Origin of the sequence: Nonomuraea maritima, assembly GCF_900100395.1 — a bacterium.
Lineage (GTDB): Bacteria > Actinomycetota > Actinomycetes > Streptosporangiales > Streptosporangiaceae > Nonomuraea > Nonomuraea maritima.
The window spans coordinates 215,123-226,845 of sequence record NZ_FNFB01000007.1 but is presented as its reverse complement, the minus strand read 5'-3'; the positions used below and the strand labels follow the sequence as shown (position 1 = coordinate 226,845).

Sequence of the window (11,723 nt, the reverse complement as noted above, 5' to 3'; positions counted from 1 at the left end):
GGTCGGTGTCGGCGCTGGTCAGGAGGAGCCGGCCAGAGAGGCGCTGGTCAGAGAGGTTCAGGTCAGGGTGTCGCCCGCTGTCGGAGCAGGGAGTCGAGGGAGTCCACGATCCAGTCCCAGGACCGGCGCGGGTCGACGGGCGTGTGGCTGAAGCCTCCGGCCAGCTCCAGGCTGACGTAGCCGTGGAAGACGCTGCCCAGCATCCGGACGGCGTGCGTCTGGTCGGGCTCGTCGAGGTCGTAGCCGCGCAGGATCGCCCGCGTCATCCGCGCGTGCCGCACACCCGCGCCGGCCGCCGCCGTCTCGGGATCGAGCGGGAGCCGGGCGGCCGCGTAGCGACCGGGGTGTTCCCTGGCGTAGTCGCGGTAGGCGTCCGCGAACGCGGCCAGGGCGTCCTTCCCGGCCCGACCGGCCACGGCGGCGGACACCCGGTCGGCGAGCTCCTCCAGTGCGAACAGGGCGATCCGCGTCCTGAGGTCGTCGGAGCTCTTCACGTGCGAGTACAGGCTCGCGACCTTGACGCCGACGCGGCGGGCGAGCGCCGAGACGGTCACCTGGTCGAACCCGACCTCGTCCGCCAGCTCCGCCCCCTCCTGCGCCAGCCGCTCCGGGGTCAGCCCCACTCTCGCCATAACCTTCCTCCTGCTCGGCTATAGCGATTATGCATTTACCTAATAGCTTTAGGCAAATCCGGTACGCGGACGGCGATGACGGCGACGTCGTCCTTCTGGGCCGTGGGCAGCCGGCCGAGCAGCGTGTCGCAGAAGGTGTCCAAGGGGGCCAGGGCCAGGCCGGCGGCGGCGTGGCGCAGGCGTTCCAGCCCGGCGTCGAGGTGCTCGCCAGGCACCTCCACCAGGCCGTCGGTGTAGAGCAGCAGCGTGCTGCCCGGCGGCAACGTCGCGACGCTGGTCGCACGCGGCATGTCGTAACCCACGCCCACGACGGGATCGACCGTGTCGTCCAGGTAACGCGCCGCGCCGTCGCGGGTGACGAGCAGGGGTGGCGGGTGACCGGCCACCGAGTAGTGGAACCGACGCCCGCCGTCGTCGTGCTCCTCCAGGCGGGCGAGGACGCAGGTGCCCATGGCCTCGGGGTAGAGCACCTCGGCGGCGACGTTCAGCCGCCGCAGGGTGTGCCCGGGGGGTTCACGCCGGTCGATCGCTAGGCACCTGAGCGCGTTGCGGATCTGGCTCATGGTGACGGCGGCGCTCAGGTCGTGCCCGGCCATGTCGCCGATGGTCAGGACCAGGGAGCCGTCCGGCAGCAGGAAGGAGTCGTACCAGTCGCCGCCGATCTGCGCGGCGGTGGCGCTCGCGGAGTAGCGTGCGGCGATCTCCAGGCCAGGCACCTTCGGCGGCTCGGGCAGCAGGTACTTCTGCAGGGCCAGCGCGACCCTTTGGGTGCGCTGGAATCGCATCGCGTTGCTGAGGTGGGGGTGCGCGTGGTCGAGCATCCGCCCGATGAGCTCGACGTCCACGGCGCCGAGCGGTTCGCGGTCACCCACGGCCACGGCGTGCACCACCGCCGCCACCGCGCCGTCCACGATCACCGGGATGATGACGCAGCTGTTGACGCCGACGACCGACTCGCCGTTGAGCACGACACCCGGTGGCGTGTGGCCTTGAGGAAAGCTCTGGTGGACCGGCTTGCGGGTCCTGATCGCCACGACGAGGTCGGAGTCGGCGTCGAACACCTCCTGACGCGCCAGAGGAACGGCGCCCGCCGGTACGACGCTGACCACGGGCGTGGTGACGAACGGCAGCGAGATCGGCTGGTCCTCGAACTCCGGCAGCACGTAGATGGCGCACCCGTCGGCCAGATGGGGCACGATCACCTGGGCCAGCGCGCGCAGCACCTCGTCCAGGTCGGCGAGGTTGGCGGTCGCGGCGGCGACCCGGTCGAGCAGCAGCCGGTGCTGTCGTTCCCGCCACTCCAGTTCGATGTCGGCGATGGTGCCGACCCACTCGACGATCTCGCCGTCCTCCATGATCGGTATGCCCAGGACGCGGACATGTCGGTAGTCGCCGCCCGGCGTCCGGATCCGGTAGACCTGGTGGAGGACGTCCTGCCGCTCCACCGCCTCACACCACGTCTCGAAGGCGGGCGCACGATCGTCCGGGTGCACCGCGTCCTGCCAGCCGGCGCCGCGGTGCTCCTCCCATGACTGCCCGGTCAGCCGCTGCCAGCCGGCGCTCGGCTCGCTGACCTGGCCCATGGGATCGGTCACCCACACCGCCTGCGTCTGCAACCGCACCAGGCTGCGGTAGCGCTGCAGGAACCGCTGCTGATCGCGGCCGACGGGACCGTGCAGCCACCCGGGGACGACGCGGTCGGTGACGTCCACGGCCAGGATCAGCAGCCCTTCCTCTCCCTCCCGCGCGATCCTCGACAGGCCGACCGAGGCGAACCGCACGCTGCCCTGGTGCTCGAAGGGAAGCGCCTCGACCGTCGCGGGCTCACCCGTTTCCAGCACCCGGTCGAACAGTTCGAAACGGTCGTCCACGCAGACGCCGCCCAACACGTCCCTGATCGGTTCTCCTCGCTGGTGAACGCCCACCATCTCCTGATAGGCCCTGTTCACATAGCGGAGCCGGTGATCAGAGCCACCGGTCACCAGCACGCCCACGCGAAGGGCGTCGAAGGCGTTGAGGTCCACGTCCAAGACCATGATCTACCCCCCGTGTCGCACTTCCTTCATGCAACGCGGCGGCACGTAGATACTTGTTCACGCATTGTTCATGATTGTTGATGAACGCCGGGTTGTGTGCCCCTGGTCGGCTGTCATTCCAGCTTGACGACCTCCTTGAGGAAGACGACGCCGTCGGTCGTGGCGAGCTGGGTGGGGTCCAGCGGGATATAGCGGAAATCTCCTGAAATACGCGGGGTGGCCTGCCGGAGATGGTCGGCCAGGCTACGGGCATCGACGAGCGCGCGGTCCCACGGCAGCGCGGACAGGACGCCCTCGACGGTGTCCTGAGCCGGGACGTCGTCGCCGACCGTGCCGAGCACCGTGGCGAGGAAGGCGTACCGGTCGCCCAGGTACGTCCCGGCGATCGCCCCCGCGCTCCACCACTCCAGCCGCTGGTCGCCGAACGCCATGTGGCTCCTGCCCCGCTGCAGGTGGACGTTGTGGCTGAAGACCAGGGCCGGGCCGTGCTCGGCGACCGCGCGCAGATTGGCGGCCATCATCGAGGCCCGCAGCGCCGACAGCCGGCCCCACCGGTCAGGGGAGGCGTCGGCCAGCCCGTCGTGGTAACGGAGCAGGCCCGTGGCGGTACGCGCGTACAGCTCGGCCCTTTCCCTGTCCCGCGGGCGGAGGCCCGGCGCCTGCGCGTCGAGCAGCGCCACGAGGTCGTCGGCGATCAGCCGCAGCTCCCGCGCCTCGGTGGACCGGCCGATCGACAGGGACGGGTCCATGGCCGTGGCCTCGTCCGACCACGCGCCGTCGGCGCCCAGCAGGGCGTCGAGCGTCTCCCTCGTGCACGGGAGCGGGCCGTCGAGCAGGTCGTGGAGGCCGGTGAGCGCCTGGCGCGGGCTCTCCGCCCAGTACTCCAGCGGACCGTCGAAACCGAAGAACCGCAGCTTGTCGTCGTGCTCCTCGTTGTACGCCCGCATCCAGCCCACGAGCTCGCGGTTGGCGGGGAACGCGCCGAACCCGTGGCTGAAGCCGCGTGCCATGACGTCGTCGAGCGTGCCCTTGCCCGTCGTGACGTACTCGTCCACCAGCAGGCCCATGAGGCAGTCGCTCTCGGCGGCGAACGAGCGGTAGCCCTCGTGCTCGACCAGGTGCCGGAAGATCTCGTTGCGCGCCTCGCCCAGCTCTCCCACGAAGTGCCTGGCCTCGCCGAGACCGAGCAGCAGGGGCCGGGCGGGAAGGGAACGCAGGAACGCCGAGACGCCCGCGCCGTCGAGCGGACGCGCTGTGTTGTGGATGTCCATGGCTTCAACCGTATCGTTGAACATTCGATGGAAACTTTGACGCACTTTTGCGCGGCCCGGCCGCTGTAAACCCTCAAACACCGATGCAAGCGTAAAGTGGGGAGGCGGAGGCGTCAGGATGGCGAACCGGATCTGCACGGTGGGGCACTCGACGCGCGAGTTCGGCGAGGTGCTGGAGATGCTGCGCGGCAACGACATCACCTGCCTCGTCGACGTCCGCTCGTACCCGTCGTCGCGAAGGTTCCCGCAGTGGAACCAGCAAGCGATCATCGAGGCGTTGCCGCCCGACATCGGCTACCGGTGGATCCCGGAGCTGGGCGGCCGGCGGCACACGCCGGCGGGCGTGCCGAGCGTGAACAGCGGCTGGCGAGTCGAAGCGTTCCGCGCGTACGCCGACCACATGGACAGCGACGCGTTCCGTGCGGGCCTCGACGAGCTGCTGCGGCTGGCCGGGCACGAACGTCCGGCGATCATGTGCAGCGAGGCGGTGCCGTGGCGGTGCCACCGCCGGCTGATCGCCGACGCGTTGATCGTCGCGGGCACGGACGTCGCGCACATCCTCTCCCCCACGACGACGAGACCGGCCGAACTTGACCGGCTGGCGCGGGTGCACGACGGGCACCTGACCTATCCCCCACCAGGGTGACGGCCGCGCGGCGCCCAAGATTCGGGCCGGGCCGTCCCATCACTGGTTTCGCGGTGGGGACGGCGCGGTAGACCGGCACTCGCGGAAACGTCCAGCCGGTCCGGGGGGAGCAGGAGCATGTCGTACGGTGCGCGTCCGCGTGCGGCGGGTGCCGCCTGACCGGCACCGCCGCCCCGCGACGCCACCCGTCCGTGCGGCGCGTCCGCCGGGCGGTCGCCGACCTGCATCCGTCCTCCGCCGCGCTGGTGATGGCGACGGGGGTCGTCTCGACCGGTCTCGCCCTGTTCGAATGGACGCTGCTGTCGTACGCGCTCCTGGTCGTCGCCGTGGCCGCGTTCGCCGTCCTGCTGGTCGCCTACGCCTGGAGGGCGATCGCCTACCCGCGCCGGGTCATGGCCGACGCCCAGGACCCAGGACGGGCTTTCGGCTACTTCACGCTGGTGGCCGCCGCGAACGTGGTCGGGATCCGGCTGGATCTCGACCACCATCTGTTCGCCACCGCCGCGCTGACGCTGGCCGCCGTACCGGTGTGGCTGCTGCTCACGTACGCCGTTCCCGCGGCCCTGGTCACCGGCAACCGCGTGCGGGCGGTGCTGCCCCGGATGAACGGCACCTGGTTCCTGTGGGTGGTGAGCACCCAGTCGGTGGCCGCCGCGGTGGCCACGGTGGCGGGCTGGCGTCCCGGCCTGGCCGGCCCGCTGGCTCCCCTGGCCGTGGCCTTCTGGGGGATCGGCGTGGTCCTGTACGTGATCCTGACGTGCCTGGTCACCACGCGCCTGCTCGCCGACCCGGTCGATCCGCACGCGCTGGGCCCGGCCTACTGGGTGTACATGGGCGACACGGCCATCACCGTGCTGGCCGCGGCCAAGATCCTCGCGCTGCCCGCGACGCTGCCGATCCTCGTCGAGACCCGGCACGTCGTCTCCGGGGTCGCCTTCGTGCTGTGGGCGTTCGGCACCTGGTGGATCCCCCTGCTGCTGCTCTTCACGGTGTGGCGGCACTTCGTCCCGGGCGCGCGCATGGGCTACGAGCCGACGCTGTGGGGCATGGTCTTCCCCCTCGGCATGTACGCGGCGGCGAGCGCGAGCTACGGGGCCGAGACGGGGCTCGGCTTCATGGTGACCATCGCCCGGGTGGAGCTTTGGGCCGGCTTCGTCGCCTGGCTGGGAGTCGCCGTGGCCATGGCCCGCGCCTTGCTGCGGCGCCGGCCCGAGACGACCGGCATTCAATAGCATATTTCGCAATATGCGGTGTTCATTTTGTGTATTGCAACAAGCGCCTTGACAATTTATCGTGTGAATCGTGTCAGAAATCTCGCGACGCACGGCAATAGCCGCATTAGCCCCTTTGGCCGGCTCCGCGGTCGCCGCACAATGGACGACGGATTCGGCCGACCCCGAACGTCATCTGCATCCGCACACCGCAGGTTCGGCGCACGCCGGATTCGCGGCGGGAACGACCGTCGACAACGCGGCAAACGGTTTCCACCCCACCGCTCTGTTGCGCGATTTCGACCGTGGAAAAAGCTCGCGCCTGCCCGGCGGCCGGACCCTCAGGGAATGGACGCTGGAGGCCCATGAGAAGAGCATCGAGGTCGCGCCCGGCGTGACCTACCCCGCCTGGACCTACAACGGCCGCATCCCCGGCCCCACGCTGCGCGCCGACGAGGGCGACCGCCTGCGCATCACCCTCGTCAACCACTCCTCGCACCCGCACACCGTCCACTTCCACGGGGTGCACGCCCCCGAGGTCGACGGGGTCCCCGGCATCGGGCCTGGCCTCGTCCAGCCCGGCGGGCGCACGGTCTACGAGTTCGACGCCCTCCCGTACGGCCTGCACCCGTACCACTGTCATGTCTCGCCGCTCGCCCCGCACATCGCCAAGGGCCTGTACGGCGCGCTGCTCATCGACCCGAAGCAGGGCCGGCCGAAGGCCGACGAGATGGTGATGGTGATGAACGGCTTCGACACCAATTTCGACCGCGCGAACGAGCTGTACGCCGTCAACACGATTCCGTTCGCGTACATGAACGAGCCGGTGCGGGTCGAACTCGGGGAACTGGTCCGGATCTATCTCGTGAACGTCCTCGAATACGACCTCGTCAACTCCTTCCACGTGCACGGCAACTTCTTCGACTGGTATCCCACCGGCACCTCGCTGCGGCCGGTCGAGCACACCGACACGGTGATGCTCTGCCAGGGCCAGCGCGGCATTCTGGAGCTGCGCTTCGGCCACCGGGGCCGTTTCATGTTCCACGCCCACCAGTCGGAGTTCACCGAGCTCGGCTGGATGGGCTTCTTCGAGGTCGGAAGCGACGGGGGACGCTGATGGAACCCGGCGCCCGTTCCCGGGCCGGCACCTGGCTGCTCGGCCTGCTCCCGCTGTGCGTGATCGCGCTCGCCGTGGCCGCCGCCGCCCTGCTCGACGTGCCGGGCCTCACCGGACGGCTCGGCCCGCCGGCCGAGGAGCTGGCGGTCGAGCGTACGGTGCTGCGGCCAGGCTCCATCGAGCTCGTCGTCCGCAACCAGGGCCCCGACCCGGTGACGGTCGCCCAGGTCATGGTCAACGACGCCTTCGTGGACGTCCCGCTCGGCCGGACCGAGATCGGCAGGCTCGGCACCGCGACCGTCAGGGTCGTCCATCCCTGGGTCGAGGGCGAGGCGTACGAGGTCGGCCTGCTCACCTCGACCGGCGGCCTGATCGTCCACGAGATCCCGGTCGCGGTCGCGACGCCCGACCCGTCCGGCTTCCTCGGGCTGATGGCGCTGATCGGCACGTACGTCGGCGTCATCCCGGTCGCCATCGGCATGTTCTGGCTGCCGTGGCTGCGCCGGGTCCCGCCGGGCCGGCTCCGCGGGCTGATGGCGCTGACCGTGGGCCTGCTGGCCTGGCTGGCGATCGACGCGAGCGTCGAGGGGCTGGAGGTGGCGGGCCAGGGCGCCGGCGCGCTGGGCGGCGCGGGGCTCGTCCTGCTCGGCGCCGCCACCGCGTACCTGCTGCTGTCGGGGGTGAGCGCGTGGCTGGCCGCACGGCCGGGCGGGGCCGACGGCCCCCGGCTGACGCTGCTCGTCGCCGTCGGCATCGGCCTGCACAACCTCGGCGAGGGGCTGGCGATCGGCTCGGCGTACGCGGTGGGCGCGCTGGCGCTGGGCGCGACGCTCGTCATCGGCTTCGCGGTGCACAACACCACCGAGGGGCTCGCGATCGTCGCTCCCGTCGCCGACCGCCGCGTCGCACCCGGCAGGCTGGTCGTTCTCGGACTGATCGCCGGTGCTCCGGCGATCGCCGGAGCCTGGCTGGGCGCCGCCGCGGTCCAGCCCGCCCTCGCCGCCCTGCTGCTCGGGTTCGGCGTCGGCGCGATCGTGCAGGTGATCACGCAGCTCGGCCCCACGCTCCGGGACGACGCGGGCCGGACGCTGCACCCGATCAGCATATGCGGCATTTTGGGCGGCATGGCCCTTATGTACGCCACGGGACTGTTGTCCTAACCCGTCAGCAACTTTCCCCCACAGTGCCCTTTCGATTTAGATATTGGTATTTGCAGCACTAATAGCGACGACTTAAGGCGTTGTCGCGTGAAGGAGGTTTCGCGCCCTGATCGCCGGGGGTATCGCTTTCAACGCATCTTCGGGGTAGGGCGCGCCATAAATCACTATGTGTCGGCGGCCGGGGCATTGTGGGGTAATCAGTGAGCGTTCCATACGCGAGCACGCGAGTCGTGCCCGACCGCAGGGAGATCACCCGGGTCGGCCCCATGCTGGGTCCCGCGTTCGTGGCGGCCATCGCCTACGTCGATCCCGGCAACATCGCGACCAACCTCACCGCCGGAGCCACCCTCGGCTACTCGCTGGTGTGGGTCGTCGTGACCGCCAGCCTGGTCGCGATCCTCGTGCAGTTCCAGGCCGCCAAGCTCGGCATGGCGACCGGCCTGAGCCTGTCGCAGCTGTGCCGGCTGCGGTTCACCCGATGGGGCAACCGCATGCTGTGGCTCCAGGCCGAGCTGGTGGTGCTCGCCACCGACCTGGCCGAGTTCGTGGGCGCGGCGATCGGCCTGCAGCTGCTCTTCGGCATGCCGGTCGCGCTCTCGGCCCTGGTGACGGCCGTCGTGTCGCTGGCCCTGCTCGAACTGCGGCGCAAGGGCCGTACCCATCCGTTCGAGCTCATGAGCGCCGCCGCCCTGCTGCTGGTGGGAGCGGGCATCGGCTACGACATCCTCGCCACGGGCCATCAGGACGCGGCCGGCCTGGCCGCCGGGCTCGTCCCCCACCTGGGCGGTCAGAGCGCGCTGCTGCTCGCCATGGGCATCGTCGGCGCGACCGTCATGCCGCACGCCGTCTACCTGCACTCGGCCATCGTCCAGGGGCGTGGCCTCACCGCCGCGGCCGCGCGCAGGCAGCCCGCTCTCGTCCGGCGCATCCTGCGCCTCGACTGCTCGCTCGCCCTCGGGGTCGCCACGGTCGTCAACGTCTCGATGATCGCCCTCGGGGCGGGTCTGGGCGCGGCCACCGCCGGCGGCTGGACCGGCGACCTGATCGCCGCCCACTCCGAGCTGGCGACCCTCGCCGGCGGCGCCGCCGCGCTCGCCTTCGCCGTGGCCCTGCTCTCCTCGGGCGTCTCCAGCGCCGGGATCGGCACCCTGGCCGGTGACATCGTGATGCAGGGCTTCCTTGGCCGGCGCATCCCGGCGTACCTGCGCCGCCTCGTGACGATGACGCCCGCCGTGGCGGCCCTGCTCTCGGGGGCGTCGCTGACCGGGATGCTCGTCCTCAGCCAGGTGGTCATCTCCTTCGGGGTGCCCGTCGTGCTGTTCCTGCTCATGTCCTTCTGCAGCGACCGGGCGCTGATGGGCCCCCTCGTCAACGCCCGGCTCACCACCTGGGTCGCCGCGGCCGCCGCAGGCGTGGTCGCCCTGCTCGCCTGCGGCCTGCCGATCGTCATGCTGTTCTGACCGTTCGCCGAACCGAAGGAGCCTTCGATGCGCGCTCTGCCCGGCAGCACCCCTGTCACCCGCGCTGTCCGGATCATCCCCGACCGGCGCTTCCCGTTCCTCTCCCTGGCCAGGGCCCGCAGGAACCTCCTCGTGCTCGCCGTCCTGGTTGTGCTCTGCGAGACGTTCGACGGTCCCGTCGCGCTCACGCTGCTGCTCGCGCTCGTCGGCGCGGCGATCCCATTCGCGGTGGCGCTGCTGGGAGGGGCCGACATGGTGCGGGCCCTCTTCCTGATGCCGCCGCGCCCTAATGATCTACAGCCGAAAGGATGACGACAGATGAGCACTCACCAGGGCCTCCCGCAGCCGCAACGGGACGGTCAGGGAGGCATCGACACCGGCCCGCGCAACGTCGAACTCGACCTGCAGAACCCGGACATGCTGACCCCGCCCGAGACCGACAGCGGCACCGTCCCGAACATGAAGTTCTCGTTCGGGATGGCGCACACCCGCATCGAGGAGGGCGGCTGGACGCGTGAGATCACGCAGCGGGAGCTGCCCATCGCCACCACGCTCGCCGGCGTCGACATGAAGCTCAACCCGGGCGCCTACCGGGAGCTGCACTGGCACAAGGAGGGCGAGTGGGGCTACGTGCTCGAGGGCAGCTGCCGCATCGGCGCCGTCGACCAGGAGGGCCGCAACTTCCTCGACGACGTGGTGAAGGGTGACCTGTGGTTCTTCCCCAAGGGCGTGCCGCACTACATCCAGGCGCTGGAGGAAGGCGTGGAGTTCCTGCTCGTCTTCGACGACGGCGGGTTCTCGGAGAACTCCACGTTCATGATCAGCGACTTCTTCGCCCACACCCCGAAGAGCGTGCTGGCCAAGAACTTCGGCTGGACGCCGGAGCAGATGGCTAACATGCCGGAGAAGGAGAAGTACATCTTCCAGGGGCAGGTCCCGCCGTCGCTGGAGTCGGACCGGGTCATCAGCCCGACCGGTGACGTGCCCAGCTCGTTCAAGCACCGGATGCTGTCGCAGACGCCGCAACGCTTCAAGGGCGGGTCCGTGCGGATCGTCGACAACACCACGTTCAGGGCCGCCACCACCATCTCCGCGGCCCTGGTCGAGGTCGACCCGGGCGGCATCCGGGAGCTGCACTGGCACAACACCGACGACGAGTGGCAGTACTACATCTCCGGTGTCGGGCGGATGGGGGTGTTCGCCAGCTCCGGCCTGGCCCGTACGTTCGACTTCCGGGCGGGCGACGTCGGCTACGTGCCGTTCGCCTACGGCCACTACATCGAGAACCTCGGCAACGAGCCGCTGGTGTTCCTGGAGATGTTCCGCAACCCGCTCTTCCAGGACGTCTCGGCCGCCCAGTGGATGGCCAACCTGCCTCCGCAGGTCAGCGCCGACGCGCTGAACATGCCGAGGGAGCTGATCGAGGCGCTGCCGAAGGACAAGCGTCCGGTCATCGCCTGAGCACCGAATCGTCCAGGGCCCGCGCGGGGCCCTGGACGCTTCTGGTCACGCCTGCGGGCGGTCGAGCGGGTTGCGGGCGATGCGCTCGGTGATGCCGGCGCGAACGAACCGGCCGGCGAGGCTGTCCGGCTTGCGGGCGCCCTGCTCGGTGACGCACGCGGTGAACTCCTTGGCGAGTTCCAGCCGCGGGTGCAGCGCCAGCACCTCCTTGCGCACCTCGGCGGGGATGTCGTCGGTACGGCGGCCTGAGATGTCCATGCCCGTCGACAGTTCGAGCAGGTGCCCCTCGGGGTCGTCCGCCACGGGCACCTCGTCCCACATGTGGCGGATGATGACCTCGCACGCCCGCTGCCGGCGCTCCGCCGACCATCCGGCCCCGGCGCAGAACGCCCAGGCCACGTGCCCGCCCGCCTCCTCGAACGGCACCGTGTGGCTGTCGAACTCCGGCGCGAGGCCGATGTCGTGCAGCATGGCCGACACGTAGAGCAGTTCGGCGTCGAACGCGATGCCGTTGGCCTTGGCGTACGCCGCCGCCCACAGGTAGGCGCGCACGGAGTGGTTCAGCAGCGACGGCGTGTGGTAGCGGGCGGCCACCTCGTAGGCGCCGCGGCAGGCGGGTGTGTCGGGGATCGTCAGATCGTCAAGTCTCACGTCGATCAGCATCTCCTATCGCGTACGAGATCGCAGCAAGGCCCCGTCACCCCATGAGGCTGTCGCGGTCGGGCACAT

At 70.3% G+C, this 11,723-nt stretch carries 11 protein-coding genes; 7 read left to right on the top strand and 4 right to left on the bottom strand.

The annotated features are described in order from the left end of the window. Positions 1–62 precede the first annotated feature (62 nt). From BLR04_RS15110 to BLR04_RS15100, 3 genes are all read right to left on the bottom strand, one after another. The gene (locus tag BLR04_RS15110; protein ID WP_090764470.1) at positions 63–632 is read right to left on the bottom strand and encodes a TetR/AcrR family transcriptional regulator; all 570 of its coding nucleotides are present in this window, start codon (positions 630–632) and stop codon (positions 63–65) included. A gap of 35 nt (positions 633–667) precedes the next feature. Further along, a complete protein-coding gene (locus tag BLR04_RS15105) occupies positions 668–2,668 on the bottom strand; it encodes a SpoIIE family protein phosphatase (RefSeq protein WP_090764467.1) in 2,001 nt (666 codons plus the stop codon). Between the two features lie 113 nt (positions 2,669–2,781). Beyond that, positions 2,782–3,939 carry an erythromycin esterase family protein gene (locus tag BLR04_RS15100; RefSeq protein WP_245740258.1) on the bottom strand — a complete coding sequence of 386 codons (1,158 nt, stop codon included), beginning with the start codon at positions 3,937–3,939 and terminating at the stop codon, positions 2,782–2,784. A 118-nt stretch (positions 3,940–4,057) separates the two neighbouring features. Between BLR04_RS15100 and BLR04_RS15095 the strand changes: the two genes are divergently transcribed. From BLR04_RS15095 to BLR04_RS15065, 7 genes are all read left to right on the top strand, one after another. Beyond that, the gene (locus tag BLR04_RS15095; protein ID WP_090764462.1) at positions 4,058–4,585 is read left to right on the top strand and encodes a DUF488 domain-containing protein; all 528 of its coding nucleotides are present in this window, start codon (positions 4,058–4,060) and stop codon (positions 4,583–4,585) included. Positions 4,586–4,776: 191 nt separating this feature from the next. Beyond that, positions 4,777–5,817 carry a tellurite resistance/C4-dicarboxylate transporter family protein gene (locus BLR04_RS15090; protein WP_090764459.1) on the top strand — a complete coding sequence of 347 codons (1,041 nt, stop codon included), beginning with the start codon at positions 4,777–4,779 and terminating at the stop codon, positions 5,815–5,817. Between the two features lie 268 nt (positions 5,818–6,085). Continuing rightward, on the top strand, positions 6,086–6,913 hold the full coding sequence (locus BLR04_RS15085) for a multicopper oxidase domain-containing protein (protein ID WP_218128942.1): 828 nt from the start codon (positions 6,086–6,088) through the stop codon (positions 6,911–6,913). Continuing rightward, positions 6,913–8,073, top strand: coding sequence for a ZIP family metal transporter (locus BLR04_RS15080; protein ID WP_090764453.1), 1,161 nt, complete (start codon positions 6,913–6,915; stop codon positions 8,071–8,073). The genes BLR04_RS15085 and BLR04_RS15080 overlap by 1 nt, the downstream gene beginning before the upstream one ends. Before the next feature lie 200 nt (positions 8,074–8,273). Beyond that, on the top strand, positions 8,274–9,533 hold the full coding sequence (locus BLR04_RS15075) for an Nramp family divalent metal transporter (protein WP_143022052.1): 1,260 nt from the start codon (positions 8,274–8,276) through the stop codon (positions 9,531–9,533). Positions 9,534–9,560: 27 nt separating this feature from the next. Further along, positions 9,561–9,845, top strand: a complete 285-nt coding sequence (locus BLR04_RS15070; RefSeq protein ID WP_090764447.1) for a hypothetical protein — start codon at positions 9,561–9,563, stop codon at positions 9,843–9,845. Between the two features lie 6 nt (positions 9,846–9,851). Continuing rightward, positions 9,852–10,994 carry an oxalate decarboxylase family bicupin gene (locus BLR04_RS15065; RefSeq protein ID WP_090764443.1) on the top strand — a complete coding sequence of 381 codons (1,143 nt, stop codon included), beginning with the start codon at positions 9,852–9,854 and terminating at the stop codon, positions 10,992–10,994. A gap of 45 nt (positions 10,995–11,039) precedes the next feature. On the opposite strand, the gene BLR04_RS15060 is transcribed toward BLR04_RS15065, so the two are convergent. After that, on the bottom strand, positions 11,040–11,645 hold the full coding sequence (locus tag BLR04_RS15060) for an HD domain-containing protein (RefSeq protein WP_090764811.1): 606 nt from the start codon (positions 11,643–11,645) through the stop codon (positions 11,040–11,042). Between the last annotated feature and the right edge of the window lie 78 nt (positions 11,646–11,723).

What these genes read in the sequence shown, in the direction of transcription:
- BLR04_RS15110 (WP_090764470.1), bottom strand. Translation starts at nt 632, where the DNA reads ATGGCGAGAGTGGGGCTGACCCCGGAGCGGCTGGCGCAGGAGGGGGCG.
- BLR04_RS15080 (WP_090764453.1), top strand. Translation starts at nt 6,913, where the DNA reads ATGGAACCCGGCGCCCGTTCCCGGGCCGGCACCTGGCTGCTCGGCCTG.
- BLR04_RS15095 (WP_090764462.1), top strand. Translation starts at nt 4,058, where the DNA reads ATGGCGAACCGGATCTGCACGGTGGGGCACTCGACGCGCGAGTTCGGC.
- BLR04_RS15105 (WP_090764467.1), bottom strand. Translation starts at nt 2,668, where the DNA reads ATGGTCTTGGACGTGGACCTCAACGCCTTCGACGCCCTTCGCGTGGGC.
- BLR04_RS15065 (WP_090764443.1), top strand. Translation starts at nt 9,852, where the DNA reads ATGAGCACTCACCAGGGCCTCCCGCAGCCGCAACGGGACGGTCAGGGA.
- BLR04_RS15070 (WP_090764447.1), top strand. Translation starts at nt 9,561, where the DNA reads ATGCGCGCTCTGCCCGGCAGCACCCCTGTCACCCGCGCTGTCCGGATC.
- BLR04_RS15100 (WP_245740258.1), bottom strand. Translation starts at nt 3,939, where the DNA reads ATGGACATCCACAACACAGCGCGTCCGCTCGACGGCGCGGGCGTCTCG.